Origin of the sequence: Xanthomonas sp. BRIP62418 (genome assembly GCF_003993495.1) — a bacterium.
In the GTDB taxonomy this organism is placed as follows: Bacteria; Pseudomonadota; Gammaproteobacteria; order Xanthomonadales; family Xanthomonadaceae; genus Xanthomonas; species Xanthomonas euroxanthea.
Genome location: NZ_QEZG01000049.1, coordinates 330,680 through 357,185 on the forward strand (window position 1 = coordinate 330,680; position 26,506 = coordinate 357,185).

General features: G+C 67.4%; 28 protein-coding genes. 17 read left to right on the forward strand and 11 right to left on the reverse strand.

The genetic code is table 11. From position 1 onward, the window contains the following. Nucleotides 1-149: 149 nt before the first annotated feature. Both EO174_RS19885 and EO174_RS19890 read right to left on the reverse strand, forming a co-directional pair. Entirely contained in the window at nucleotides 150-380 is a 231-nt protein-coding gene (locus tag EO174_RS19885) for a DUF2007 domain-containing protein (RefSeq protein ID WP_039409981.1), read from the reverse strand. Nucleotide 381: 1 nt separating this feature from the next. Beyond that, complete coding sequence (locus tag EO174_RS19890; protein ID WP_126946858.1) at nucleotides 382-1,023, reverse strand: glutathione S-transferase family protein; 642 nt, start codon at nucleotides 1,021-1,023, stop codon at nucleotides 382-384. A 315-nt stretch (nucleotides 1,024-1,338) separates the two neighbouring features. Between EO174_RS19890 and EO174_RS19895 the strand changes: the two genes are divergently transcribed. From EO174_RS19895 to rlmM, 6 genes are all read left to right on the forward strand, one after another. Further along, the gene (locus EO174_RS19895; RefSeq protein ID WP_126946861.1) at nucleotides 1,339-3,078 is read left to right on the forward strand and encodes a glutamine--tRNA ligase/YqeY domain fusion protein; all 1,740 of its coding nucleotides are present in this window, start codon (nucleotides 1,339-1,341) and stop codon (nucleotides 3,076-3,078) included. A gap of 218 nt (nucleotides 3,079-3,296) precedes the next feature. Then, a complete protein-coding gene (locus EO174_RS19900) occupies nucleotides 3,297-4,226 on the forward strand; it encodes a DMT family transporter (protein ID WP_104649468.1) in 930 nt (309 codons plus the stop codon). Between the two features lie 61 nt (nucleotides 4,227-4,287). Continuing rightward, entirely contained in the window at nucleotides 4,288-4,539 is a 252-nt protein-coding gene (locus tag EO174_RS19905) for a hypothetical protein (RefSeq protein WP_126946864.1), read from the forward strand. 172 nt (nucleotides 4,540-4,711) lie between these two features. Continuing rightward, nucleotides 4,712-5,137 carry a hypothetical protein gene (locus EO174_RS19910; RefSeq protein WP_126946867.1) on the forward strand — a complete coding sequence of 142 codons (426 nt, stop codon included), beginning with the start codon at nucleotides 4,712-4,714 and terminating at the stop codon, nucleotides 5,135-5,137. Next, nucleotides 5,137-5,697, forward strand: a complete 561-nt coding sequence (locus EO174_RS19915) for a nucleoside deaminase (RefSeq protein ID WP_126946870.1) — start codon at nucleotides 5,137-5,139, stop codon at nucleotides 5,695-5,697. The genes EO174_RS19910 and EO174_RS19915 overlap by 1 nt, the downstream gene beginning before the upstream one ends. Nucleotides 5,698-5,733: 36 nt before the next feature. Continuing rightward, entirely contained in the window at nucleotides 5,734-6,777 is a 1,044-nt protein-coding gene (gene rlmM / locus EO174_RS19920; protein ID WP_126946873.1) for a 23S rRNA (cytidine(2498)-2'-O)-methyltransferase RlmM, read from the forward strand. A gap of 345 nt (nucleotides 6,778-7,122) precedes the next feature. Here rlmM and EO174_RS19925 read toward each other — a convergent pair whose 3' ends face one another. Next, nucleotides 7,123-8,232, reverse strand: a complete 1,110-nt coding sequence (locus EO174_RS19925) for a Gfo/Idh/MocA family oxidoreductase (protein WP_126946876.1) — start codon at nucleotides 8,230-8,232, stop codon at nucleotides 7,123-7,125. A 262-nt stretch (nucleotides 8,233-8,494) separates the two neighbouring features. On the opposite strand from EO174_RS19925, the gene EO174_RS19930 reads away from it, so the two are divergent. The 7 genes from EO174_RS19930 (at nucleotide 8,495) to EO174_RS19960 (ending at nucleotide 15,561) form a co-directional block, all read left to right on the forward strand. Beyond that, nucleotides 8,495-9,397, forward strand: a complete 903-nt coding sequence (locus tag EO174_RS19930) for an SMP-30/gluconolactonase/LRE family protein (protein WP_126946879.1) — start codon at nucleotides 8,495-8,497, stop codon at nucleotides 9,395-9,397. An 81-nt stretch (nucleotides 9,398-9,478) separates the two neighbouring features. Continuing rightward, nucleotides 9,479-10,201 carry a hypothetical protein gene (locus EO174_RS19935; RefSeq protein WP_104560559.1) on the forward strand — a complete coding sequence of 241 codons (723 nt, stop codon included), beginning with the start codon at nucleotides 9,479-9,481 and terminating at the stop codon, nucleotides 10,199-10,201. 256 nt (nucleotides 10,202-10,457) lie between these two features. After that, nucleotides 10,458-10,853, forward strand: coding sequence for a hypothetical protein (locus EO174_RS19940; protein WP_104649463.1), 396 nt, complete (start codon nucleotides 10,458-10,460; stop codon nucleotides 10,851-10,853). A gap of 133 nt (nucleotides 10,854-10,986) precedes the next feature. Then, nucleotides 10,987-11,460 carry a MarR family winged helix-turn-helix transcriptional regulator gene (locus tag EO174_RS19945; protein ID WP_104649536.1) on the forward strand — a complete coding sequence of 158 codons (474 nt, stop codon included), beginning with the start codon at nucleotides 10,987-10,989 and terminating at the stop codon, nucleotides 11,458-11,460. 34 nt (nucleotides 11,461-11,494) lie between these two features. Further along, the gene (locus EO174_RS19950) at nucleotides 11,495-12,322 is read left to right on the forward strand and encodes a p-hydroxycinnamoyl CoA hydratase/lyase (RefSeq protein ID WP_016900748.1); all 828 of its coding nucleotides are present in this window, start codon (nucleotides 11,495-11,497) and stop codon (nucleotides 12,320-12,322) included. 83 nt (nucleotides 12,323-12,405) lie between these two features. Continuing rightward, nucleotides 12,406-13,875, forward strand: coding sequence for an aldehyde dehydrogenase (locus tag EO174_RS19955; protein WP_126946882.1), 1,470 nt, complete (start codon nucleotides 12,406-12,408; stop codon nucleotides 13,873-13,875). A gap of 207 nt (nucleotides 13,876-14,082) precedes the next feature. Continuing rightward, on the forward strand, nucleotides 14,083-15,561 hold the full coding sequence (locus tag EO174_RS19960; RefSeq protein WP_126946885.1) for an AMP-binding protein: 1,479 nt from the start codon (nucleotides 14,083-14,085) through the stop codon (nucleotides 15,559-15,561). A 191-nt stretch (nucleotides 15,562-15,752) separates the two neighbouring features. On the opposite strand, the gene EO174_RS19965 is transcribed toward EO174_RS19960, so the two are convergent. The 3 genes from EO174_RS19965 to EO174_RS19975 form a co-directional block, all read right to left on the reverse strand. Then, nucleotides 15,753-16,754, reverse strand: coding sequence for a LysR substrate-binding domain-containing protein (locus EO174_RS19965; RefSeq protein ID WP_104585011.1), 1,002 nt, complete (start codon nucleotides 16,752-16,754; stop codon nucleotides 15,753-15,755). A 66-nt stretch (nucleotides 16,755-16,820) separates the two neighbouring features. Then, nucleotides 16,821-17,180: a protocatechuate 3,4-dioxygenase gene (locus EO174_RS19970; RefSeq protein WP_039523676.1), complete on the reverse strand. Its 360-nt coding sequence runs from the start codon at nucleotides 17,178-17,180 to the stop codon at nucleotides 16,821-16,823. Nucleotides 17,181-17,190: 10 nt separating this feature from the next. Beyond that, complete coding sequence (locus EO174_RS19975; RefSeq protein ID WP_115676184.1) at nucleotides 17,191-18,096, reverse strand: gallate dioxygenase; 906 nt, start codon at nucleotides 18,094-18,096, stop codon at nucleotides 17,191-17,193. Between the two features lie 236 nt (nucleotides 18,097-18,332). Between EO174_RS19975 and EO174_RS19980 the strand changes: the two genes are divergently transcribed. Further along, a complete protein-coding gene (locus EO174_RS19980) occupies nucleotides 18,333-19,007 on the forward strand; it encodes a GntR family transcriptional regulator (RefSeq protein ID WP_104649459.1) in 675 nt (224 codons plus the stop codon). A 196-nt stretch (nucleotides 19,008-19,203) separates the two neighbouring features. On the opposite strand, the gene EO174_RS19985 is transcribed toward EO174_RS19980, so the two are convergent. The 5 genes from EO174_RS19985 to ubiH form a co-directional block, all read right to left on the reverse strand. Next, nucleotides 19,204-20,238 (reverse strand): transporter, encoded by a 1,035-nt coding sequence (locus EO174_RS19985; protein ID WP_164740272.1) that lies wholly within the window; start codon nucleotides 20,236-20,238, stop codon nucleotides 19,204-19,206. Nucleotides 20,239-20,366: 128 nt separating this feature from the next. Continuing rightward, on the reverse strand, nucleotides 20,367-20,798 hold the full coding sequence (locus EO174_RS19990) for a nuclear transport factor 2 family protein (RefSeq protein WP_115676180.1): 432 nt from the start codon (nucleotides 20,796-20,798) through the stop codon (nucleotides 20,367-20,369). 82 nt (nucleotides 20,799-20,880) lie between these two features. Further along, nucleotides 20,881-21,603, reverse strand: a complete 723-nt coding sequence (locus tag EO174_RS19995; RefSeq protein WP_104649456.1) for an alpha/beta hydrolase — start codon at nucleotides 21,601-21,603, stop codon at nucleotides 20,881-20,883. 115 nt (nucleotides 21,604-21,718) lie between these two features. Next, nucleotides 21,719-22,900 carry a UbiH/UbiF family hydroxylase gene (locus EO174_RS20000; protein ID WP_126946888.1) on the reverse strand — a complete coding sequence of 394 codons (1,182 nt, stop codon included), beginning with the start codon at nucleotides 22,898-22,900 and terminating at the stop codon, nucleotides 21,719-21,721. Next, complete coding sequence (ubiH, locus tag EO174_RS20005) at nucleotides 22,897-24,105, reverse strand: 2-octaprenyl-6-methoxyphenyl hydroxylase (protein WP_126946891.1); 1,209 nt, start codon at nucleotides 24,103-24,105, stop codon at nucleotides 22,897-22,899. Before ubiH ends, EO174_RS20000 begins: the two co-directional genes overlap by 4 nt. Before the next feature lie 288 nt (nucleotides 24,106-24,393). Between ubiH and EO174_RS20010 the strand changes: the two genes are divergently transcribed. The 3 genes from EO174_RS20010 to EO174_RS20020 are packed head-to-tail and all read left to right on the forward strand — an operon-like array spanning nucleotide 24,394 to nucleotide 26,477. After that, nucleotides 24,394-24,972 (forward strand): hypothetical protein, encoded by a 579-nt coding sequence (locus EO174_RS20010; protein WP_126946894.1) that lies wholly within the window; start codon nucleotides 24,394-24,396, stop codon nucleotides 24,970-24,972. 1 nt (nucleotide 24,973) lies between these two features. After that, entirely contained in the window at nucleotides 24,974-25,531 is a 558-nt protein-coding gene (locus tag EO174_RS20015) for a cob(I)yrinic acid a,c-diamide adenosyltransferase (protein WP_104584991.1), read from the forward strand. 37 nt (nucleotides 25,532-25,568) lie between these two features. Further along, a complete protein-coding gene (locus EO174_RS20020; protein WP_104584989.1) occupies nucleotides 25,569-26,477 on the forward strand; it encodes a histone deacetylase family protein in 909 nt (302 codons plus the stop codon). Nucleotides 26,478-26,506: the final 29 nt, after the last annotated feature.

Sequence of the window (26,506 nt, forward strand, 5' to 3'; positions counted from 1 at the left end):
GACCGAGGGCCGCCAACGGGTAGCATCAGCCGGGATGATGCGCGCCATCAATCCCGAGCGCCTACCAGCGTAGGAGCGCACCCGGGCGCGACGAGGCTTTCCCGGTAACGCCCGTCGCGCCCGGGTGCGCTCCTACGACTGGTGCTGCGCTACAGCGCGCGGGTGACCTCGCCGCACAGGCCGATGTCTGCCAGCACCGCCTGCGCCTGGCTCAGGTGCAGGTCGGCCACGCAGACCTGCAGCACGCCGAAGGCGGGCAGCTCGCCGGCACCGCCCAATAGCGATTCGCCGAACACGAAGGCGGTGATGCCGGCATCTTCCAACGCGTGCTTGGCCAGGTGCGCGTCGATGATGTGGCTGGCGCGGTACGCGATCTGCATGTCAGCCGCGCTCCAGGCGTTCGCGCTCGGCGCCCTGCGTCCACTCGCGCAGTGCCGGCAGCGCATCCAGCGCGGCCAGGTAATCCCCGGCAGTCTCGAACAGTGGTACGCCGTAGCTGGCAAAACGCAACGCGACCGGGGCGAACATGGCATCGACAATGCCGAAGTCGCCACACAGGAACTGCCCGGCATGGCCGTGCTCGGCGCGCAGGCTGGCCCATAGCGCCTGGATGCGGGTGATGTCGCGCTCGGCGGCCGCGTCCCAGTGGGCGGGGCCGGGCTGACGAGCAAGGTTCATTGGCAGCTGGGTGCGCAACGCGACGAAGCCCGAATGCATTTCAGCCGCAGCCGCCCGCGCCTGCGCCCGCACCGACAGCTCGGCCGGCCAACCGCGGCCGGCGAGCCAGCGCTCGTTGACGTACTCGCAGATCGCCAGCGAGTCCCAGACATGCAGGGCGTCGTCCCACAGCACCGGCACCTTGCGCGTCGGCGAATAACCGGCAATGCGCGCCTGGAACTCGGGCGTATCCAGCGGCAGGCGGACTTCTTCGAACGGTACCTGGAAGTGCCGCATCAGCAGCCACGGGCGCAGCGACCAGGAAGACAGGGTCTTGTCGCCGATCACCAGGCGGGGCAAAGGCATGCGCTGCTCGCTGCAGAAGGTCGGCGCAGCGTACGCGTCGGGGCCGGCGACCGCCAGCCGTGGCCGATCGGGCGCTCCCGGCACGCCTTCACCCACCGGCGCGACCGTCTCGCCGACAGCCACATGTTGCAGCCAATAGCGGACTTGAGCAGGCCCATGGCCCCACTGGGTGGCGTTGGTGGCACCGGCCAACGGGCCTGCTGGCGCTTCACGCCACAGCGGAAAGCACCAGCCCACCACGCAACATCCGCCGCCGCCTACCCCTAAACCGGTGCCACCGCCTAAACTTGCGGTTTACCTATTGCTGATGCGCGCATGTCCGAGACCCTAGCCACCGACGCCACCGCCCCGGCGGAGAAGAAAGACTTCATCCGCCAGATCGTCCGCGAGGATCTGGCCAGCGGCAAGCACACGGTCATCCGCACCCGCTTCCCGCCCGAGCCCAACGGCTATCTGCATATCGGCCACGCCAAGGCGATCTGCCTGGATTTCGGCCTGGCGGCCGAATTCGGCGGGCTGTGCAACCTGCGCCTGGACGACACCAACCCGGCCAAGGAAGACCCCGAGTTCGTGGTCGCCATCCAGGACGACGTGCGCTGGCTGGGGTTCGAATGGGCGCAGCTGCGCCATGCCTCGGACTACTTCGAGGTGTACTACCTGGCTGCGGAAAAACTGATCCGCGACGGCCATGCCTTCGTCTGCGACCTGTCCGCCGAACAGGTACGCGAGTACCGCGGCACGCTGACCGAGCCCGGCCGCAATTCGCCGTTTCGCGAGCGCAGCGTCGAGGAAAACCTGGACCTGTTCCGGCGCATGCGGGCCGGCGAATTCCCCGATGGCGCGCGCACCCTGCGCGCCAGGATCGACATGGCCAGCGGCAACATCAACCTGCGCGACCCGGCGCTGTACCGCATCAAGCATGTCGAGCACCAGAACACCGGCAACGCCTGGCCGATCTACCCGATGTACGACTTCGCGCATTCGCTGGGCGATGCGGTGGAAGGCATCACCCATTCGCTGTGCACGCTGGAATTCGAAGACCACCGCCCGCTGTACGACTGGTGCGTGGACAAGGTGGACCTGGCCGGCCATCCGGAACTGCTGCAGCCGCTGCTGGACAAGGGCCTGCCGCGCGAGGCCGCCAAGCCGCGCCAGATCGAGTTCTCGCGCCTGAACATCAACTACACCGTGATGAGCAAGCGCAAGCTCACCGCGCTGGTGGAAGAACAGCTGGTGGACGGCTGGGACGACCCGCGCATGTACACGCTGCAGGGCCTGCGCCGGCGCGGCTATACGCCGGCGGCGATGCGCCTGTTCGTGGACCGGGTCGGCATCAGCAAGCAGAACTCGCTGATCGATTTCTCGGTGCTGGAAGGCTGCCTGCGCGAGGATCTGGATGCGGCCGCGGCGCGCCGCATGGCGGTGGTCGACCCGCTCAAGCTGGTACTGACCAACCTGCCCGAGGGCCACGCCGAGACGCTGCAGTTTTCCAATCACCCCAAGGACGACAGCTTCGGCACGCGCGAGGTGCCGTTCGCACGCGAGCTGTGGATCGAGCGCGAGGATTTTGCCGAAGTCCCGCCCAAGGGCTGGAAGCGCCTGGTGCCCGGTGGCGAGATTCGCCTGCGCGGCGCCGGCATTGCGCGCGTGGACGAGGTGATCAAGAACGCTGCGGGCGAGATCGTCGAGCTGCGCGGCTGGCTGGATCCGGAATCGCGTCCCGGCATGGAGGGCGCCAACCGCAAGGTCAAGGGCACCATCCATTGGGTCAGCGCCGCACATGCGGTGGAAGCGGAAATCCGCCTGTACGACCGTCTGTTCTCGGTGGAAAAGCCCGATGACGAGTCCGAAGGCAAGACCTACCGCGACTATCTCAACCCGGAGTCCAAGCGCAGCGTGCGCGGCTATGTGGAGCCGAGCGCGGCGCAGGCGGCGCCCGAGCAGTCGTTCCAGTTCGAGCGCACCGGCTACTTCGTGGCCGATCGCCGCGACCACAGCGCTGCCACGCCGGTGTTCAACCGCAGCGTGACCCTGCGCGACACCTGGGCCAAGTGAGTCGGAACCGCGCCGGGGGCCAGCCGTCCGGCGCGGATATGGCGTCAGGCAGCCAAGCCGGCCTGGCTGGCGCGATCGGCCGCTGATGGCTGTCACCGCAGATCAGGCAAGCAGCGCGAAGCCACCGCAGCGCGGTGTCTTTTGAAGTAATGAACAAGCGCAATGGAGACTGCGTGCCGCACTTCATTGCATGGCGCATGGCATGAAGGAGCAGCACGATGCGTGAGCGCTTGATGGTCGGTGTTGCCTGCGGCATCGGTGCAGGCGCGCTATGGGGACTGGTGTTTCTGGCGCCGCAGTTGCTGGCGGCATTTACGCCGTTGCAACTGGCCGTTGCCCGTTATCTGTCCTATGGCGCGGTCGCCGCCCTGGTACTGGCACCGCGCGCGCGGCAGACCGCTGCACGGCTGGGGCGGGCCGAATGGTGGGCGCTGGTGCGTCTGAGCCTGCTGGGCAACCTGATCTATTACGTGCTGCTCGGCAGCGCGGTGCAGTGGGCCGGCAGCGCGGCGACCGCGCTGATCATCGGCCTGTTGCCGGTGGTGGTCACCGTGATCGGCACGCGTGCCGCAGGCGCGGTGCAACTGCGACGCCTGGCTGCGCCATGCGTGTTGTGCGTCATCGGCGTGGCGCTGGTCGCCCTGGACACCTTGCAGCACGATGCCGGTCACCACGCCAGCGATCGCGCCACCCGCATCGCCGGCCTGCTTTGTGCGTTCGGTGCGCTGGCGTCGTGGTCGGCCTATTCCATCGGCAATGCGCGCTGGCTACGACGGCGGCCGGACCTGTCCGGGGGCGATTGGTCGCTGCTGACCGGCGTGGTCACCGGCGCATTGGCACTCCTGCTGGCGCCGGCTGCCCTGCTCGGCAGCGCGCCACATGCGCCGATCGACTGGGCGGGTTTCTGGGGCATTTCGCTGTTGCTGGGCATCCTGGCCTCGGTGATCGGCAACGCCTTGTGGAACCGGGCCAGCCGCGTACTGCCGCTGACCCTGGTGGGCCAGATGATCGTGTTCGAAACGGTGTTTGCGCTGCTGTACGGCTTTGCCTGGGAAATGCGCCTGCCCACGCCGCTGGAGCTGGCCGCCATCGCCTGCCTGCTGGTCGGCGTGCTGTGGTGCGCAGCACTGCATGCGGAAGCGAAATGACGCCGGCGGCTGATGCGCGCAGCGGCCTAGATTGCAGGCTGTGTCCGTCAGGAACGCCGCCATGTGCCTCCCCCAACCATGTTCCCGCCCGCCTGCAAACACGCTGCGTAGCGCGGTGTTTTCGCTGTCGATCGGCCTGGCGGCCTGCTCGCCGCAGCCACCCGCCTCGACCGCGGTGACCCCGGCCGAGGTGTTCTGCACGCTGCTTCCGGGCCGGTCTGAGGACGATCTGCCCAGCGATCGCCGCGACGAAAGCATGCAGCAACTGGACCTTGCCACCCGCTGCAACCGGGCACTGCGCAGACAGCGCTGACTGCACCGACGCTGCAGGCGTGTCCCGGCCACGCGCCCGCCACAGCCGGCCCATCGGGCACAACGCGCGCAGGCCCCGGCGCCCCGGATGTGTGCCGGTGCCCAGATCCAGCCGCACTCCACGCAGCAGGGGCTTACCATGGCCGCTCACCTGTCCTGATCGGAGCGGCCGCATGTCCCGTCTTTTATCCCGGTGTCTGAGCTCGATGCTGTTGCTGGCCTGTCTGATGTCGGTCGGCTGCGCCGCACCGCCGGCCGATACGGCCACGCCGCCTCCAGCGACCGGCTCGGCAACCGGTCCGGCAAGCGGTCCGGCAAGCGGCAAGCCGATCACCGTGACCACCACCTGTCGCACCGACGCCGACTGCACGGTGAAGAACGTCGGCAACTGCTGCGGCGCATTTCCGGCCTGCGTCAACGTCAACAGTGCCACCGACCCCAAGGGCGTGCAGGCGCAATGCCAGGCCAGCGGCATGATGAGCGTGTGCGGCTTCCGCGAGATCAGCGCCTGCCAGTGCGTGGCCGGGCAATGTGCCGCAAAGGACGCCCAGGCCGATACACTGCGCCCCGCTCCCCCCTCTACAGAAATGGTCCACTGATGCTTTACGCGCAAGTCCACCTCACGCTGCCCAACTGGATCCACGCGCATGTCGACGACAGCCGCGCCTATCCCAGCGACGAGGACAAGGTGGCGCTGGCAATCGACCTGTCGCGGATGAACGTGCATGAGCGCAGCGGCGGCCCGTTCGGGGCGGTCGTGTTCGGCCCGGACCACCGCATCATCGCCGCGGCGGTGAACCGCGTGGTGCCGCAGACCACCTCGCTGGCGCACGCCGAAAACATGGCCTACATGCTTGCCCAGCAACGCCTGCAGACGCCGCGCCTGAACGATGTGCTGTCGCCGGTGACGCTGGCCACCTCGGCGCAGCCGTGCTGCCAGTGCTACGGCGCCACGGTGTGGGCCGGCATCGACCGCCTGCTGATCGGCGCACGCGCCGAAGACGTGATGGCGCTGACCGAATTCGACGAAGGCCCCTTGCCGGCCGATTGGGTGGGCGAGCTCACCCGTCGCGGCATCGAGGTGGTGCGCGACGTGCATCGCGACCAGGCCTGCGCGGTGCTGCGCACCTATGGCGAGGGCGGCGGTGACCATTATTGACCTGCCCCGCAGCGATCGCGCACGCCAGGCCCTGCGATGAGCGGCTTGCTGTGCTACTGCCGCCAGGGCTTCGAGCCGGAGCTGGCCGCCGAGTTGAGCGCGCGCGCCGCCTTCGTCGGCATCGCCGGCTATGCGCGAACCCAGCGCAACGACGGCTATGTGCTGTTCGTCTGCGATGAGGCCGCGCAACTGGCCACCAGGCTGCACTGGCGCGAGCTGATCTTCGCGCGGCAGAAGCTGGTGGTGGTCGCCGAGCTCAAGGGCATCGACCCCAAGGACCGCATCACGCCGATCCTGGCTGCCCTGGAAGGCCAGCCGCGTTTCGGCGATCTGTGGGTGGAACACCCGGATTCGGACGCGGGCAAGCCGCTGGCCGGGCTGGCACGCAGTTTCGGCAATGCCTTGCGTCCGGCCTTGCGCAAGGCCGGCCTGCTGACCGACAAACCGCAGCCGCGCCTGGCGCGGCTGCATGTCTGCTTTCTCGATGGCGACCATGCCTTGCTGGCGGTGGCCGACAGTACCGACAGCGCGCCGTGGCCGTTGGGCATTCCGCGCCTGAAGCTGTTGCCGGAGGCGCCATCGCGCTCGGCGCTCAAGCTCGACGAAGCCCTGCTCACCCTGCTCACACCGGAAGAACGCGAGACGCTGGTCAAGCCCGGCATGCGCGCCGCCGACCTGGGCGCGGCGCCCGGCGGCTGGACCTGGGTGCTCACCCGCCAGCACCTGCATGTCACCAGCGTCGACAACGGCCCGCTCCGCGAGCATGTGCTGGAGACCGGCCTGGTCGAACATCTGCGTGCCGACGGCTTTCACTGGAAGCCTGCGCAGGCGCTGGACTGGATGGTCTGCGACATGGTCGAGCAACCGCGCCGCGTGGCCGAGCGCATGGCCACCTGGATCCGCGAAGGCTGGTGCCGCAACACCATCTTCAACCTCAAGCTGCCGATGAAAAAGCGCTGGGACGAAACCCGGCTATGCCTGGACCTGTTCGAACAGCAGGCCGAAAAATCGCTGATCGTGCGTGCCAAGCAGCTGTATCACGATCGTGAGGAGATCACGGTGCTGGCGATGCGGGGCTGAGGGCCAGGAATCGGGAATCGGGATTGGGGAATCGTAGGAGCCGGGATTCGGGATTCGTAAAGGCGGGTGATTGGCGGCGGAATTGCTGTGGGTGCTGGCCAGTGGCAGCGTGCCGATGTGCATGAGACCACTCCAAGGGGCCATGCAGAGCACCTGAGTAGGCGTGCGGCTCGCAGCAGGCGCTGGTCCCGCGCGGTGGCACGGCATGTGCTCCAGCGTCGGATTGAAAGGCCTCCTCGTACGCGAAGGCCTTTTTAGCTCTTGGTGGCGGCAAGCTGGCTTGAGCCAGTCTGCTCTCTCAGATCAGGGCCAGCCCGCTCCGTCGCTCGACGGAGCGGACCGCGATTACAGCACGATCCGCTTGCTGCCCTCGCGGGCCGAGCGGTAGATCGCATCGACGATGCGGATGTCGCGCAGGCCTTCTTCGCCGGGTGCGCGCAGCGGAGTGCCGTTGATGATCGCCAGCGCGTCCTCGTCCATCTGCAGTGCCTGCTGGTGCGGCACCTTGGCGTCGAACACGCGCCCGTCGCTGGCCTTGCCGGTCACGCCCTGGTAGCTCTGGAACGGCGACAACTCATACCAGCCGCGCTCGCACTCGGCGCGCAGCACATTCATGTTCTTGCCGAAGCTGGTTTTGCACTCTGCACGCACCGCATTCGGAAATTCCAGCGTGAAGTCCATATGCTCGTCGACTTCATCGAACAGCTCCGGGCGATCGGTCCAGCGCTTGGCGGTCACGGCCAACGGCTCGCTGCCCACCGTGTAGCGCGCGGCATTGAGCGGATACACGCCCATGTCGTACATCGCCCCGCCGCCGAACTGGGAACGCAAGCGCCACGGACGATCGGCCTTGGTCGCATCGTGGTAGCCGTTGTACCCGGCCTCGGCACGCACGCGTTGCATCGCGCCGAACGGCTTCTCGCTGGCCATCGCGATCAGGCGGCGCGTATTGGGTTCGTGCTGCATGCGGTAACCGATCGCCAGCGCCACCTTGTTGCGCCTGCACGCCGCGATCATGGCCTCGCATTCGCCGGCATGCATCGCCATCGGCTTTTCGCACCAGACATGCTTGCCGGCCGCCGCCGCGCGCAGGGTCAGCGGCGCATGCAAGTGGGTGGGCGTGACGATGTACACCACGTCGATGTCGTCGTTGTCGGCGATCCGGTCGAAGTTTTCGTAGCTGTAGACGTTGCGATCGGCGATGCCGTACTTGGCCTGCCACTGCGGAATCTTCGAGGGCGTGCCGGTGACGATGCCCGCCAGCTTGCAATGCTTGGTCAGTGCCAGGCCCGGCGCGAGTTGCTCGCTGGCATAACTGCCCAGGCCGGCCAGCGCCACATTCAGCGGTTTGCCCGGCTTTTTCTTCGGCAATGCCCAGCCGGGCGCCGCCAGCAGGATGCCTGCACCGCCGAACGCGGCAAGCAGACGGCGACGTGTGATCGATTCCACGGACATGCAAACCTCCTTCGCAAGATTGAGAGCGGCTGACACCATCGCATGCGGTCATCAGTCGATGACGACGCACGCGCACCGGAGTGTCAGTGGATACATGCCGCACCACGTCCCAATCGCACTGCCCGCAGATGGGCGCAGTGGTGCTGTTGGTCGCTGGCCGGCCAATACTGCCCGGGCACCTTACTTGATCGCGCGTGATCACCGCCATGGCCGCTGCGCACGTTCTGGCACACTGGCAACGATCCCATCTGGAGCATGCCGCATGACCGCTGTCGCCCGCCGTCGTTTCCTGCCCCTGGCGTTGCTGTTGTCCAGCTCGCTGGCAATCGCTGACGATGCGCCCTTCGTTGCGCGCGACCTGATCGGCGATGGCGCCTTCACCCACAATGCCGAAGGCCCTGCGGCAGGGCCGGATGGCGCGCTGTATGCAGTGAATCTGGGCAAGGACGGCACCATCGCGCGCATTGCACTGCACGCCGATGGCAGCGCGAAGGCAGAGGTCTTCGTGACCTTGCCCGACGGCAGCACCGGCAATGGCATCCGCTTCCGCGACGGGACGATGTACGTGGCCGATTTCACCAGCCACAAGATCCTGCAGGTGAACCTGCGCACGCGTGCGGTCAGCACCTTCGCCTCGCTGCCCGACGCCGATGGTCCCAATGACCTGGCGCTTGCGCCCGATGGCAGCTTCTATGCAAGCGACCCGAACTGGAAGGACAACAGCGGCCGCCTGTGGCACATCAGCCGCGAGGGCGTGGTCCAGTTGATGGAGTCGGGCATGACCACGCCCAACGGGCTGGACGTCAGCCCCGACGGCAAGCATCTCTACGTCAACGAAAGCATGTCGCGCAAGGTCTGGGTGTACGACCGCGTCGATGGCGGCCTGCGCAACAAACGCCTGCTGATCAGCTTCCCGGACTTCGGCATGGATGGCATGCGTTGCGATGCCGACGGCAATCTCTACATCGCCCGCTACGATGCCGGGCAGATCGCGGTGGTCTCGCCGCAGGGCACGTTGCTGCGCACGGTCGCGTTGAAGGGCCGCAAGGCCAGCAACGTGGCGTTCGGCGGCAGCGATGGCAAACAGGTGTTCGTCACCCTGCAGGATCGTGGCGCAGTTGAAACGTTCAGGTCCGATCGCCCGGGGCGCGAAACCGGACGCTGAAACTGCTGCGCGCGTCGCAACGGTTCTCAGGTCGCGCAACAGCGTCCTGGCATCCTGCAGGTCACCCGTGGAGGACTCCCCATGCAACCGATCGAACTCAAGGACGCGGCCGCCTTCGGCAACGAATTCCTGCGCCTGACCCTGCTGCAGGGATTCCAGTCGCTGACCAAGCGCGACCTGGAATTGCTGATCTTCGTGCTGCTCGAACGCGATGGCGCCATCTCGCGCAACAGCTCCAACGCGATGGTCGCGCTGCAGCTGCGGGTGACCTCGGCCAAGGTCAAGGCATTGCGTCGCGACGGCTATGCGCGTTGGCGCTCGCTGGTGCCCGAGGAAGGCGACGCGGCGATGCAGCGCATCGTCGCCAACGTGCTCACCGAAGACAACCTGCGCTCCGGTGCCAAGCACGTCAGCGAACGTAGCCGCAAGGAAGGGTTTCTGGCGGTGCGCATCGAACACCCCGATGACGCGCAGCAATTCGAGCAGGCCATCCTGGATGTCGGTGCCTTGCCGGTGTACGAGCGCAATCGCGAAGTGGTCGCGGTGCGCTTCGACACGCTGCTGAAAGTCGCCGAGCGCTGGGGCTATCTGCAGCCGGATCCGCAGGCCACCGTGCGCGAACTGCAAAAGCTCACGCCCACGGCAGAGGAAGTGGCGGATCTGCTGAAGAAGGACATCGCGCAACTGCGTTGGGAAGATGTCCGGCGCGCACTCAACAGCCTCGGCGCCAAGGCGGTGGCCAGCACTGCCGAGGGTGGCCTGAAGGGCTTGTTGAAGATCGTGTTTCCGTTCATCCCGGGCTGAGCGGCGGAGCCGGGTGCACTGTCCGAAGCTGCGGTGCGGCGGTGAGTTCCGGCTCCGGTCCCGGTTGGCCGATGCCGCATTTCGTGCCGCACCGACGGTCGCCTGGCACACGCACACGCAGACGCTGTCGCCGTACGCCGTACGCCGTACGCCGTACGCCGGGCGCCGGGCGCCGGGCGCCGGGCGCAGCGTGCACGCACCTCAACACGCCCGCCAGCCTCTATGCTTGCGGGCTGTTCCACATCAGGGGGATCTGATGACCACCGTTCGTATTGCCTCGTTTTCCGTACTGCTGCTGTTCGGCGGCCACGCGCTCGCGCAACAGACGCCGACACCGGCCAGCAGCGTGCCGCTGATCGAGGTTCCCAATGTGATTCGCACCCAGCCGCTGTCCAGCGGCGAGGTCACCCATCAGGCCCAGCTGGAGCGTCCACGCGGCGAGGCCAGCGTGATCGTGCGCTCGATCCAGCCCAATAGCGTGGTCGGCAGCTACCGCATCGACTTCCAGGCGCTGGATACCGATGGCGACGGCCGCATCAGTCGCGCCGAGGCCCAGGCCAACCCGGCACTGGCAGAGGAATTCGACGCGCTCGACACGCGTCACAGCGGCCACCTGAGCCGCGAGCAGCTGGCCGGCTGGCTGATTCAGTAAGGTATTGGTCAGCAGTGTGCGCGGCTGCGCTACGCAGGCGCGCACGCTGCTTCGTTTGTGACCGCGACAACCTCTTGCAGTGCCCGCTTCGGTCGGCTAGATTGTATTTAACGGATACAATTTGGACGGATCGATGACTGCTCGCCTGGCCCTTGCCGCAGACCTTGGCTATCAATTGCAACTGGCGACCCTGGCCTCCAGCCACGCCGCGCGCCAGGAACTGGCCGAACTGCATCTGACCCCGGCGCGCGTCACCGCCTTGATCCATATCCGCGACCAGCCCGGCTGCGACCAGACCGAACTGGGCAACCGCCTGCTGGTCAATCGCGCCGCCGGCATGAAGATCGCCAACGCGCTGGCCGAGCAGGGCCTGATCGAACGCCTGGCCGGGCGCGACCGACGCAGCAAGGGCCTGTATCTCACCTCGCTTGGCGAGCGCACGCTCGCCACTGCCCAGGGCTGCCTGGCACGGGCGGTTGCGCGTACCTGCACCGGCCTGCAAGCCAGCGAGCAGCAGACCCTGCTGCGCCTGCTCTGCAAGTTGAACGCCAGCGCCACGCTGGAACGGGCAAACGTGCCGGACACCGCGCTCGCCGAAGACCTGTGATTCCCACCTTGTACCGACTCGAAGGAGACGCCGCTTGAACGAGCATGACGTGGTATCGGTCCGCATCGAAAACCGCATTGCCTGGGTGAAGTTCGCACGCCCCGACAAACGCAACGCGATGAGCCCGGCGCTCAACCGCCGCATGATGGACGTGCTGGACGAGCTGGAATTCGACGACAACGTCGGCGTGCTGGTGCTCGGCGGCGAAGGCACGGCCTGGTCGGCCGGCATGGATCTGAAGGAATACTTCCGCGAGACCGAGGCACAGGGCCTGCGTGGCGTGCGTCGCTCGCAGCGCGAGTCCTACGGATGGTTCCGCCGCCTGCGCTGGTATCAGAAACCCACCATCGCAATGGTCAATGGCTGGTGTTTCGGCGGCGGCTTCGGGCCCTTGTTCGCCTGCGACCTGGCGATCGCCGCCGACGAGGCGCAGTTCGGCCTGTCGGAAATCAACTGGGGCATCCTGCCCGGCGGCGGCGTCACCAAGGTCGCGGTGGAGCTGCTGTCCATGCGCGATGCGATGTGGATGACGCTGACCGGCGAAATGGTCGACGGCAAGAAGGCCGCCGAATGGCGCCTGGTCAACGAAAGCGTGCCGCTGGAACGGCTGGAAGCACGGACCCGCGAAGTGGCCCAGTTGCTGCTCAAGAAGAACCCTGTCGCACTGAAGTATGCAAAGGATGCCGTGCGTCGCGTCGGCACCATGACCTACGACGAAGCCGAAGATTATCTGGTGCGCATGCAGGAAGCGGCCAATTCGTTCGACAACAACGCCCGCAAGGAAGGCATCCGTCAGTTCATCGACGAGAAGAGCTACAAGCCCGGCCTGGGCGAATACGACCTGACCAAAAACAGCGCCTGAGCAGTTCCCAGGGCGCCTGAAGCGATGCGTGCACCCCACGCATCGCTGGCGCTGCCAGTGGTTTTCTGCACCGAGGAGGGAGTATGGAAGCCTTGTCCGCAACCCTGCGCGGGATCGCTGCGCGTGGACCATTGGGCCTGTTCATCGACGGCCAGTGGCGCGCAAGCAGCGGCGATCGCGACGTCGATGTGATTGCACCGCACACCGAACAACGCCTGCTGCGCTACACCGAGCCCGCGCCTGCCGACACCGAGGCGGCCATCGCCGCCGCGCGCGCCGCGTTCGACACCGACCCCTGGCCGCAGCTATCGCCACAAGAGCGTGGCGTCGTGCTCAAGCGCGTGGCCGCGCAGTTGCGTGCGCGCATGCCGGAACTGGCCGAAGCCTGGACCGGACAGGTCGGCGCCACCATCGGCTTCAGTCGCCGCGCCTCGCAGCAGGCGCCCGGCCTGTTCGACTATTACGGCGACCTGATCGCGACCCATCCGTTCGTGGAGCCCCGTGCACGCGCCAACGGCGGCCGCGTGCACATCGTGCAGGAGCCGGTGGGCGTGGTCGCCACGATCACCCCCTGGAACGCCCCGCTGGTGCTGCTCTGCTACAAGGTCGCTGCCGCCCTGGCGGCCGGTTGCACGGTGGTGGCCAAGCCCTCGCCGGAAACGCCGATCGATGCCTACATCCTGGCCGAATGCATCAGCGCGGCCGGCGTGCCTGATGGCGTGTTCAATCTGCTGCCGGGCGGTCGCGAGGTTGGCGAACACCTGATCCGCCATCCACAGGTGGACAAGGTGAGTTTTACCGGGTCCACCCAGGCCGGGCGGCTGATCGGGATGGCCTGCGCCGAGCGTCTGGCGCGGGTCGGGCTGGAGCTGGGCGGCAAGTCCGCCGCGATCGTGCTGGACGATGCAGACATCGCCAAGGTGCTGCCCAGCCTGGTGCCCTACTCGATGCCGATCACCGGCCAGGTGTGCTTCGCGCTCACCCGCGTGCTGGTGCCGGCGCAGCGACGCGACGACATCCTGCAGGCGTATTGCGCGGCCATCGGCGCGCTCAAGCTCGGCGATCCGTTCGCTGCCGAGACCGGCATGGGTCCGTTGGCGCTTGGCCGCCAGCTCGAACGCGTGCAGTCCTACATCGCACACGGCCGCGCCGAGGGTGCGCGCCTGGTCATGGGTGGCGGCCGCCCCACGCATCTGCCGCGCGGCTTCTTCCTCCAACCGACGGTGTTTGCCGGGGTGACCCCGGACATGACCATCGCCCGCGAGGAGATCTTCGGCCCGGTGGTGAGCTTTATCGATTATCACGACGAGGCTGACCTGATCGCCAAGGTCAATGCCAGCGACTTCGGCCTGCACGGCACGGTCTACAGCGAGGATCCCGATCGCGCCTACCGCATCGCCCGCCGCGTGCGCAGCGGCAGTCATGCGATCAATGGCATGTGGGTGGACTTCGACATGCCGTTCGGCGGGGTCAAGCACTCCGGGATCGGCCGCGAAGGCGGCATCGAAGGACTGCATGCCTTCCTCGAGACCAAGACCATCTATCTCAGCTAGGCCCTCCAGCCCACCGACCACGCACGTACCAGAGCAAGCAACGTCGTATCGCGATGCGGCAGGCACCGCCTCGTCCATCGCCTCCCGCGGCACACCCGCACTCTCTGGTGAACGTTCGCCAGGTGGATCGGGTGCACGTATCAACCTTCAGCCGTAGCCGTCGCACTCACGCCAGTCACTCCCCATCTGCATTCGGAAGACAGCGCCATGACCATGCCGACCGACTCGATCTCCTTCCACGCCCGCCTCACCCCGCACCGGCTTGCCGCCCGCGACCTGCTGCTGGACCAGCAATGGACGTACGCAGAACTGGACGCCTTGATCGGCCGTCTGGCCGCGTTGCTGCAGAGGCGCGGCTGCATCGATGGCGAACGGCTCGCCGTGCTGGCACGCAACTCGGTCTGGCAGGTTGCGCTGCATTTCGCCTGCGCACGCGTCGGCGCGATTTACGTGCCGCTCAACTGGCGGCTGAGTGCAACCGAACTGGATGCATTGCTGCAACGCGCAGAGCCGCGCCTGCTGCTGGGTGACGACGTTGCTGCGGGGCGCGCCGATGTCGAAGCGCTGGCCGATTTCGTCGATACGGCGAAGACGCTGGAACCGGCAGACACGGCGGCGATTCCCCCCGACCGCGTCAGCCTGATCCTGTTCACCTCAGGCACCTCCGGCCAGCCCAAAGGCGTGATGCTGAGCGAGCAGAACCTGCAGCAGGTGGCACACAACTTCGGCGTCACCACGCGCGTGGAGGCCGGCAGCAGTTTCCTGTGCGAAGCGCCGATGTTCCACATCATCGGCCTGGCCACCAACGTGCGCCCGGTGCTGGCGGTGGGCGGCTCGATCCAGGTCTCCAACGGCTTCGAACCCAGGCGTACGCTGGACTGGCTGAGCGACCAGTCGCTGGGCATCACCCATTACGTCGGCGTGCCGCAGATGATGCAGGCCTTCCGCAGCCAGCCCGGTTTCGATGCGGCCGCGCTGCGGCATCTCACCGCGCTGGTCAGCGGCGGCGCGCCGCATGCCAGCGATGACCTACTCGGCTGGCTGGACGATGGCATCCCGATGGTCAGCGGCTTCGGCATGAGCGAGGCCGGCACGGTGTTCGGCATGTCGGTGGACTGCGCGGTGATCCGCGACAAGCTGGGCGCGGTCGGCATTTCGGCGCCGTCGGTGCAGACGCGCGTGGTCGATGGCGATGGCAACGACTGCCCGGTCGGCGTGCCCGGCGAGCTGTTGTTGCGCGGCCCCAACCTCAGCCCCGGCTACTGGCGCGATCCGCAGGCAAGCGCCGACGCGCGCGACGCCCACGGCTGGTTCCACACCGGCGACATCGTGCGACGCGATGCCGATGGATTTTTCTGGATCGTCGATCGCAAGAAGGACATGTTCATCTCCGGCGGCGAGAACGTGTATCCGGCCGAGATCGAGGCGGTGCTTGCCGACCATCCGCAGGTACGCGAATGTGCGGTGGTGGGGATCGCCGACCCGCAATGGGGGGAAGTGGGCTACCTGGCGATCGTGCCGGCCGACGACGCGCCGGATCTGGCGCAGATCCGCGCCTATCTGATCGAACGACTGGCCAAGTACAAGGTGCCCAAGCATCTGCGCGTGGTCGAGGCGCTGCCGCGCACCGCGACCGGCAAGCTGCAGAAAGCGCGCCTGAAAGATGCCCTGGCCAGCGAGGCGTGATGCATGCCGGGCGATCGCGCCGCGCGCAGCTGGCAACGCCCCGCGTTTTCGCACCGCACTGCCCAGGTGCGGCAGCGACCAACGCCCCGACAGCACGACGGGCAGCCTGCGCTGCCCGTCGTGTGCATCCGGCGCTCCGGCGTCGTGCGACGCAGCCGCAGCCTGCTGCCGCGGTTGCAGCGCTCAATCGATCACGCGGACTCGTCCAGCAACAGGTTGTCCTCGCTGATCTGGTCGTCCACCCACACCGCACCCTGCCCGGCCATGACCGCCAGCTGGCGCTCCAGCTCACGCATCAGCAAGCGCACGCCGGGTTTGTGGATGGCACTGCCATCGCGATAGATCACCCCGCCTGCGCGCGCCTGCGACGGCTGTTGCAGCTGGAAGGCCCGCAGCTCGCCACGTGCGATATCCCCGGCCACCATCATGCTTGGCATCACGGCAACGCTGTCGGTGCCGAGCAGGATCTCGCGGGTAAAGCTGGCCGAACTGGAACGCAGTTGATCGCGCGTGGCCAGCCCGTGCTCGCGCATCACCTGCGCCACGTCGCGCTCCACATGCTGGCTCAGCGTCGGCAGCACCTGGCGATACGCGGCGGCTTCGCCGATACGCACCTGGCCGTTGGCAAACAGCGGATGATCGCTGCGCGCCACCAGCGCGATCGGATCCTGGTACAGCACCTTGCGGATCAATGCGTCGTAGCGGGCCAGCGGATACAGCCGGCCCACCACCAGGTCGATCTCGTTGCCGGCCAGCTTGGGCAGCAACTCGTCGGTACGCCCATGCAGCAGGCGCACCCGCAGCGTGGGTTCGGCGCGATACAACGCGGCCAGCACGGCCGGCAACAGGCCGCTCGCCGCGACCGGCAACGCGCCCACGGTGATGGTGAGCGCGTCATCCTGCAGCAGACCCTCGAAGGTGTCCTGCGCACGGCGCAACTGGCCGAGCACGACGTGCGCGGTCTGTACCAGCACCTCGCCCATCGCGTTGGGGCGCACGCCACGCGAGTGACGCTCGAACAGCGGCGCGCCGACGATCTCCTCGATCTCCTGCAGGGCACGCGTCAACGCGGGCTGGGTGACGTTCAATACGCGTGAGGCGCGCAGCAGGCTTTTCTGCCGGTCCAGCGCCTCGATGACACGTAGATGCCGGACCTTGATGCGGTGTTCGAAGAACACGGAGGACATGGTCATGGGGGTAGACCTTACGTTGGGAAGTCGGGTAGTGCGGCGCGACGGCACCTGGCCGCCGCCTGCAGATCAGCGTGCATCGGGCACACGCCGTGTCTGCATGAAGTCTTCGAAGGACTCGCCACGCATGATGGCGTAGACCTGCAGATTCGTCATGCGCACCACGCGTGCGAATTTTTCGATGACGAAGAAGTTGGCGCCGTACTGCACCAGGCCGAGCCAGTCGCGTGCACGGATCAGCGCCTTTTCGTGCTCGGTGAGGCCGGCCTCCTGCATCAGGGTTTCGGAATCCTCAAGAAAGCGATCGCGCCACGGGGCGCGGATCATATGCCAGAAGAATCGGTTGATGCGCAACGCGCGGTTGCTGGTGCGCAGATCGAACAGGTAGGTCCCGCCGATCTGGTCCATGCCCTGTACTTGCGGATTCATGGGTCGGCCCTCATGCCGCGTTTGCGGTATGCGCGGTGTGTGCGAGCAACTGCGCCGAAGACGGCGCGTCAGCAGCTTCGACACCCGGCTCGTACAGCACCACCGTCATCGCGGTGGTGGTCATCAGGTAGTAGTTCTGGTGCAGCTTGCGGATCGGCCCGCCCAGCGCGCCGCGCATCGCCAGCCACATGATCTGCTCCACGCTCTCGGCTCCGCCCAGGCGCACGTAATCGGTGTGGGTCAGATCGGTCAGCGTTTCCGGCGCATGCTGGAAGCGGTCCAGAAATTCCATGTCCCACTCGGTGTTGTTGAAGCCGGTGCGCTCGCCGTGGATCTGATGCGACAGCCCGCCGGTGCCCACCACCACCACCCTGAGATCCTCCGGATAGGATTCGATCGCCCGCCGCACTGCCTGGCCCAGGCGATAGCAGCGGCGCGCGGTCGGCAGCGGGTACTGCAGCACGTTGATCGCGATCGGCACCACCGTGCCCGGCCAGTCCGGCACGTGCGGCCACAGCAAGGGCAGCGGCGCCGCGCAGCCATGGTCGATCGGCTTGTCCTGAAAGACGGTCAGATCGAATTCGTCGTTGACCAGGCATTCGGCGATATGCGCCTGCAGCTGCACATCGCCGCGGATCGGCGGCAGATTGCGCAGCCCTGCGCCTTCATCGGCCACCGGGAAGCGCTCGCCGATGCCCAAGGCGAAGGTCGGGTACAGGTCGAAGAAGAACGTCGTGCAATGGTCGTTGTAGAAGAACACCAGCACGTCTGCCTGCTGCTCGGCCAACCAGGCAGCCACCGGTGTGTAGCCGTCGAACAACGGCTTCCACAAGGGATCCTGCTGTTTGCCCTTGTCGTAGGCCACCCCGATGGTGGGAACGTGCGAGGTTCCGATGCCGCCGATGATGCTTGCCATGCTGCACTCCTGCGATACGTACCGGCCACTGGCAGTGACCGATTGCGCATCATTGATTGAGCCGAAATCCGTCCTGCCACGGGATCCCAACAGCGCCGACTGGCCACTCGGGACCGCCAAAACGGTATCCTTGGGATCCAAAGTGCCACCAAGCGATCTGATCTGCAAGGTTTTTTATACCGGGATTGCGAGTTTTCCCCTTCGAAGGAACGTGCGCCGCAGTACGGCGCGAGAGAATGGAGCCAATGGCGAACAACCACCGATTGCAAGCGGTCCAGCAGCTACGCGAACTGATCCTGTGCGGCACCTTCGCCCCGGGTGAGCGCATCACCGAGGCCGCCCTGGCCGAGCGACTGGCCATCTCGCGCACTCCCATCCGTCAGGCCCTGCCCGCGCTGTGCCAGGAAGGCCTGCTGGTGCAGGCAGGCAACCGCGGCTATGCAGTGCGACGCTTCAGCCAGCAGGAAAGCCTGGACGCATTGGCGGTGCGCGCCTTGATGGAAGGCATGGCTGCACGCGCCGTCGCCGAACGGGGCGCTTCCACCACGCTGCTGGCCACCTTGCATGCCTGTCTCGCCGAAGGCGACCGGATCCTGGCCACGCGCAGCCTCAATGCCGACGACGAGCAGGCCTATGGCGCGATGAATGCCCGCTTCCACCGCGCCATCGTGGTGGCCGCCGACAAACCGATCCTGACCGAGACCGTGGACCGCTGCACCGTGGTGCCCTTCGTCAGCCCGGTCAATGTGGTGTTCGGTCAACGCTCGCCCACGCTGGCCTACGACGATCTGTACTACGGACATCGGCAGCACGGCACCATCGTCTCGGCCATCGAACAACGCGATGGCGCGCGTGCGGAGCTGTTGTTCCGCGAGCACGCCAATACCCAGCGCCACAGCATGGGCATCTGACGCGCGCAGGGGTTTGGTGCGGACAGCGTGCACTGGCCTGGCGCAGCAGCCTGCACAGCTCAGAACTCGAACGTAGGACTACCCGGGCTTGCGCTGCATGCAGCGTTGCCTGCAGCAGCGTGCTGCATCCGTCTGCGCCGCAGCACGCACGCGGACGCGCCGGCGTGCATGCTGCGCATATGTGCGTGCTTCCACGTTAAAGGGAATGCACGAACATCAGATTGACACTGGTGCCGGCCACCGAGTTCTTCACCTCCACCGGCAGGTAGACATTGAAATTCAGCAGGTTGTTGGCATCCAGCCGCCAGGACAGCCCCGGCCCGAGATAGAACTGCATGCGCTTGCTGTCGGGTACACGCTGCCCGTTGGTGCGGTTGTCCTGCAGCTGCTGCAGATAATACCCGTTGATGCCCAGGCGCAGCTGCTCACTGACCTTCACCGAGCTGGCCAGATTGGCCCACACCAGATCGCCGGCCTGACCATTGCGAAAACCGAACCCCGGGATCGGCGGTACGCCGCCGGCGCGATCGGTGCGGAAGTTGTAGAGATAGTTGACCCGCATGCTGATCTCCCAGGTGTCGCTGGGTTGCACGGTGAATGCCCAATGCGGCGCCACCGACCAGAATCCGGTGCTCTGGTTGATGGCGGCATCGCGATCGAACTTGCCCACCGGAGCGAACGCATCGATCGCAAAGCGCTGGAAGAACAGGACACGTCCGTTGCGCATCACCGGGTCGATCTGCAGCGCCGGCCCGAAGGAGATATCGCCGATCCCGAACCCGTTGCCGCGTAGCTGCACCGGACTGTCTGCAGCGAAGGACGTGTCGTAGTTGACCAGCGGCACGATCGTATTAAAGCTCAGCGACGCGCGCTTCCAGCGATAGGGCGTGACGTAGATCAGCTGGGTCAGCAGGACGCTGACACCGACCTTGGGATCGCGGAAGGCGGCCGCATCGTCGCCGCGCGCGTTCTTGATCGCGTCGAAGTCGTAATGGCGCAGATATTCGATCACCGTCCAGCCCGGCGTCGAGGAGCCGAAGCCGTCGAGAAAACTCGTCCCGCCCAGATTGATGCCCTGCGGCGGTGCAGCGGTTTCCGGCACCGCTTGCGCGGACACCGCAACGGGCAGGCCGGCACCCAGCAGGGTGACCAGGGTCAGGACACGATGCCGATGCGACGACAACCGTGGCAGTGCAACGGCACAACGGGCAGATGAGCTCACGCGTTCCACTAGGCGATTCTCCAATGCGATGGATGGATGACTGCGGGCGCGACGTGGGGGAGGAAAGCGGTGCTGCGGCAGGCGACGACGAGGGCGCCATCCGGCTGTGCGTCCAGGAACGGATGCGAGGCAGTTGATCAATCGGCGCCGATGCGCATCAGCAAGGCGCCAAGCCGCTGCTTGAACAGCCAGCGCTCCTGCTCCCGCACCAGCACGTCGTCGAAACTGCCGAGCAACGCAGGCGACTGGGCCGTCCAGGGCGGTGCTGTGGAGGTGTCCGCGGCGGTATAGAGCAGGACCTTGCTGTGCGCGTGCGCCACGGTCGGCGATTGGATGCTGACCAGGGTGTTGAGCATCAGATGGCAAGTGGTGCGCGGCGGGCGCGCGCGGAAGGAGTGCAGGATCGCCTCGCGGCCGTGCACCGGCAGCTCCGGTGCGCTGGGCCGGGCGAACACGCCGTCGGCAGTGAACAATGCGGCAAGGCCTTCATGGTCATGCCGATCGTTGAGCAATGCGAATTGGCGAATCACCTGCTCGCAGGCAATGATGATCGATGCATCGTCGTGCATGCAGCCTCCTCAAGTCGCTGCTGATAAAGCGGCAAGCCTGGTCAACGACAGCGCGCGCGTCGCCGGCCGGACCGGATCGCCATCACGCCTCCTGCAACCAGTCGCGCATTGCTGCGCTGACGGCGGCGGGGGCTTCCAGCGGCGCCATATGCCCGCTGTTTTCGAAGACCACCAGCCGTGCGTGCGGGATCTGCTGCGCCATCTGCTGGTGCTGGGCCAGGGGACTCCAGGCGTCCTGCCGGCCCACGCCCAGCAGGGTCGGGCAGCGAATCTGCGCCAGCACCGGCGCGGCGTCGGGGCGCTCCAGCAACGCATGGATCTGCCCGGCGTAGGCCTGCACGCTATGCCGCTGCACCATCGCGATCAGGGGATTCATCAACCCGGCATCGTCGTGCCGGTCCGGATGCAGCATCGGTGGCAGCCATTGCCGTGCGAGCGCCTGCATGCCCTGCGTGTGGGCAAGCTGCACCAGTGCCGCGCGCTGTTCACGCTCGCCATCGCGGCGTGGCGCAATGCCGGTGTCCAGCAAGGCCAGGCGCTGCACGCGTTGCGGCGCCTGGCGCATGATCTCCAGCGCCACCCGCCCGCCCATCGAATGGCCGGCCACGGCGAACTGCGGCGGGGCGACGGCCAGCACATGTGCGGCCATCCGCGCGATGCTGTCGAAGCCGGCGAAGTCCAGCACCTGCACTGCGGCGAGATCGCTCAGCGCCTCGCGTTGCGGCTGCCAGATGGTGGCATCGCAGAGCAAACCGCAGAGCAGCAGCACGTTGGGCCTGGACGAACGGGTGGCGAAAGATGACATGGCTCGACTGTAGCCACGCCGGCTGCGCCCGTCGTATGGAACATGCTGCCTGCGCTATAAGCGCATCAACATACAAAGACGGGGCCGACGACGGTGGCGTCGGCCGGCATGTCGGTCACGCGCTGCCGGAGGCGCGCTTCCACAGCACATCCACCAGCGGCGGCAACTTGCCGGCCAGCCCGAGGACCGACCCGCGCAACAGCGTCAGGTGCATCTCGTCGTTGGAGAACACCGTGTTGATCGCATCGAAGCCATAGGCGGCCACGGTGTTCTCGCTGCGGCGGGTGCGTGCCCAGCGCTGCAGCCGATGCGGGGCGGCCCAGTCCGCACGCTTTGCCAGCGCATGGCGCACCTCCGCGCGCAACGCGGCGACATCGCGCAGGCCCAGGTTGACGCCCTGCCCGGCCAGCGGATGCACCACGTGCGCGGCATCGCCCAGGGTCAGCACGCGGCCGCTGACGTATTGCTCCACCAACTGCCGCTGCAGCGGAAACGCTGCACGTGCAGACACCACGCGCACCTGCCCCAACCGCGCCGCGAAGGCCTGGGTCAGCTCGCGCGCGAAATCGGCATCGTCCAGCGCCAGCACGCGCGCGGCCTCGGCATCCGGCAAGGTCCATACGATCGAACTGCGGCCATCGGCGAACGGCAGGAATGCCAGCGGGCCGGTAGTCAGAAAGCGCTGCCAGGCAGTGGCCTGATGCGGCTGCTCGGTCTCCACGAAGGCAACCACGCCGCGCTGCGCGTAGGCATGCCGCGACACCGGCAGGCCGGCGAGCTCGCGCAAGGTCGATGCGGCGCCGTCGGCAGCGATGGCGACCGCCGCTTCCAGGCGGCTGCCATCGTCCAGGCGCAGGCGCACGCCGTGTGCATCCTGTTCCAGCTCGACCACGCGTGCCGGGCAATGCACCTGGATGCCGGCCGCATGCACCGCCGCCCACAGGCGATCGACCAGCACCTCGTGTTCGATGATCCAGCCCAGTTGTTCGCGGCCCAGGGTATCCGCGTCGAAGCGCAGTTCGCCGCCACCGCCGGCGTCCCAGACCCGCATGCGCCGGTACGGCTGCACGCGGGCAGCGCGCACGGCGGCCCATACGCCCAGGCTGTCGAGCAGCGCGGCATTGTCGGCAGCGAAGGCATACACGCGCAGATCGGGCTGGTCGGCCCGCCAGCGCGCGGGCTCGCGGCCTTCGACCAGGGCCACGCTCAGGCCGGCATCGGCCAGGGCCAGCGCGCAGGCGGCCCCGACCACGCCGCCACCGACGATCAACGCATCGCGGCTACCACGGCGGCTCATGCCACGCCCCTGCACAACTGCGGCACATCGCCACGGAACCCCATCGCCCCGCCGACCAGCATCGACTGCAGCGGCGCCGCCTGCGAGGTCGCAAGCAGGCCGAGACTGCGCAGCGGCCGCAACAACGGCGCCGGATTGCCGGTAAGCCGCGCCAGCCCGCTGGAAAACCCGATGGTCTGTTCGCGGTCCACGCGTCGGCGTGCCAAATACTCGGCCAGCAACGCGCCCGCACCGGCATCGCGGCGATCGTGCTCGATCAATTCGGCCAGTGTCAGCGCATCGCGCAAGCCGAGGTTGAAGCCCTGCGCGCCGATCGGATGCAGTGTCTGCGCGGCGTTGCCCAGCAGCACCACGCGCTCGGCGACCAGCGCGTTGGCCAGCACCTGCACCAATGGATATGCGCTGCGCTCGCCGCTGGCGACAAAACGCCCGGCGCGCCATCCGGCCGCCCGCTGCAACCGGGCAAGCCAGTCGGTCTCGTCGAGCGCGGCCACCGCCTCGGCCTCGCCGCGCGCCACGCAGTGGATCGCGCCGTAATGGCGGTCGCCGCGCGGCAACAGCGCGGTCGGCCCATGCGCGCCGAAGCGCTCCCACGCGGTGCCATCCGGTGGGCGGGAGGCGCGCACCCGCGCCACGAACAAGGTCTGCAGGAAGTCGTGCGCATCGCTGCCGATATGCAGCAGCTCGCGTACTGCGCTATGGGTGCCGTCGGCGCCGACCACCAGCCGTGCCTGCACGCGCTGCTCGCCGTCATCGGTGGCGATCCGCAGCGTGCGCAGACCGTCCTGTACCGGCTCGACCCCGATGCAGCGTGCCGGGCGATAGCGGCGCAGCCGGGTCAGCTCGTCCAGGCGGGCCTGCAACGCCTCGCCGAAATCGCGCGCCACCACCACCTGGCCGAAGCTGTCGCGGCCGTAATCGGCCGCGTCCAGCTGCACGCGGCCAAAGTCGCCGGCGCGGCTGACGTGGATGCGCCGGATCGGGCCGGGGGCGCTGCGCAGCTTGGCCATCACCCCCAGCACGCCCAGCGCATTGACGGTGGCAGCGGCAAAACTCAGGTTGCGCTGGTCGAACACCGCTGGCGGCGTGCCGGCCGGGGTGGCTTCCACCAGCCCGACATCCAGGCCGATGCGGTCCAGCGCAATCGCCAGGCTGGAGCCGACCAGGCCGCCGCCGACGATCAGAACGTCATGTGGATGTGTCATCGACACATGATAAGCCTTCGCCCATGACCCGTTGCCGCGTCCGGGTGGGACAGCTTGCCGCGCCCGGGCTTGGCGTAGCGAGGCCGGCTGCTCACCCAGGCCCCGCTGCCCGACCCTTGCCGCTGCAGGGCACACCCAGGCGCCCACCGGTCTGCATCCGCGGTGGGCGGCGGCAACGGCAGCGCTGCCACGGTCGCTTGCGCCAGCCACTCCCGCAGGACCGCCAAGGCGCGGGCGTGCCGGGTTCCACGCTACACTCGCCAGCCTGTGATCCGGCCACCTCCGCGCATGACTCCTCGCTCGCACGACACCCTGATTTTGAGCCTGCTTGCCGTCCTGATGGCGGCCACGCGGATCAATCACTTCGCGCCGGTCCCGGACGCGTCCTGGGCGGTGTTCTTCATCGGCGGCTTCCATCTGGCCGCGCGCACCAGGCTGGCCTTCCCGCTGCTGATGCTGCTGGCAGTAGCGGTGGACTGGCTGGTGATCACCCGCCAGGGCCTGAGCTTCTGGCAGCACTACTGCGTATCGCCGGCGTACTGGTGCCTGGTGCCGGCGTATTTCGCGCTGTGGGCAGGTGGGATGTGGTTGCGCCGGCAGTACCACGGCGCGCAATGGAGCGCGCTGGCCAGGCTGGTGCCGGCGCTGTTGCTCTCCGTGGCGCTGTGCCAGTTGATCGCCCAGGGCAGCTTCTACTGGATCAGCGCCAGCGTGGCCGAGCCGACCGTGGCCGGCTGGTTCAAGAATTACAGCGACTGGCTGGGGCCGTATCTGCGCAGTGCCGCGCTGTATGTGGCCGCCGCCGCGGCGATCCAGGTGGCAGCCGAGCGCCTGACCAGCGCGCCCGGCCAGATCCAGGCCGGCTGAGATGGGCAACCGGCTCTCGCGGATCTATACGCGCACCGGCGACGACGGCAGCACCGGCCTGGGCGACGGCAGCCGTACCGGCAAGGACGCGTTGCGCGTCAACGCCTATGGCAGCGTGGACGAGGCCAATTCGGCCATCGGCGTGCTGCTGGCCGCTCCCGGCGTGCCGGAACCGGTTGCCGAGCTGCTGACCACCCTCCAGCACCAGCTGTTCGATCTGGGCGGCGAGCTGTGCATCCCGGGCCATGCGGCGATCGATAGCGCCGATATCGCTGCACTGGAGCGCCAGCTGGATCTTTTCAACGACACGCTCCCCCCGCTGAAGGAGTTCATCCTGCCGGCCGGTGGCGAGGCCGCCGCGCGCTGCCACCTGGCCCGCACCATCGTGCGCCGGGCCGAGCGCGAGACCGTTGCGCTGTCGCGCCAGGAGACCGTGCGCAGCGAGGCGATCGGCTATTTGAATCGCCTGTCCGACCTGCTGTTCGTGCTCGCCCGCGTGCTGGCGCGTGCCGATGGCCAGCAGGAAGTGCTGTGGCGGCACGACCGCCGGCGCGGCTGACCTGCACATGGCACGGCGGACAGGCTAGATTTGCCCCATGTTGGTCTTTACCCATCCCGCCTGCCTCGGTCACGACGCCGGCCCCGAGCATCCCGAGCGTCCCGCCCGTCTGGAAGCGGTACTGGAGGCGCTGCGCGACGCCTTCCCGGACCTGGACTGGCGCGAGGCGCCGCTGGCCAAGCTCGGCGACCTGTGCCGTGTGCACGAGCGCGAACAGGTGGATGCGGTGCTGGAAACCGCCTTCGACGGCCACCATCGGCTCGACGTGGACACCGTGATGTCGCCCGGCTCGCGCGCGGCGGCATTGCGCGCAGCCGGCGCCGGCGTCGCCGCGGTAGACGCGGTGATGCAGGATGCCACCCGGACCGCCTTTTGCGCAGTGCGCCCACCCGGTCACCACGCCACCGCGCAGGTGTCGATGGGCTTTTGCCTGTTCAACAACGTCGCCGTGGCCGCCGCGCATGCGCGCGACCGGCATGGGCTGGAACGCATCACCATCGTGGATTTCGACGTCCACCACGGCAACGGCACGCAGGCGATCTTCGAGCGCGACCCTGCCGTGCAGTATCTCAGCACCCACCAGTCCGGGCTCTATCCTCACTCGGGCAGCGTTTACGAGCGCGGCATCGGCAACATCCACAACCTGCTGCTGCAGCCAGGCAGCGACGGGCTGCGCTTCCGCAATGTGTGGGAAGACGAGATGCTGCCGCTGATCGACGCCTTCCGCCCGCAGCTGATCCTGATCTCTGCCGGCTTCGATGCGCATCTGCGCGATCCGCTGGCCGATCTGATGCTCGATGCCGACGATTTCGCCTGGCTGACCGGCGCACTGCGCACCCTGGCTGACCGCCATGCGCGTGGCCGGGTGGTGTCCATGCTGGAGGGCGGCTACGACCTGCAGGCCTTGCGCGAGAGCAGCGTGGCGCACGTGGCCGCGCTGCGGTGAACCCCGACGGCGCGTCGCTCGCGCCCCCA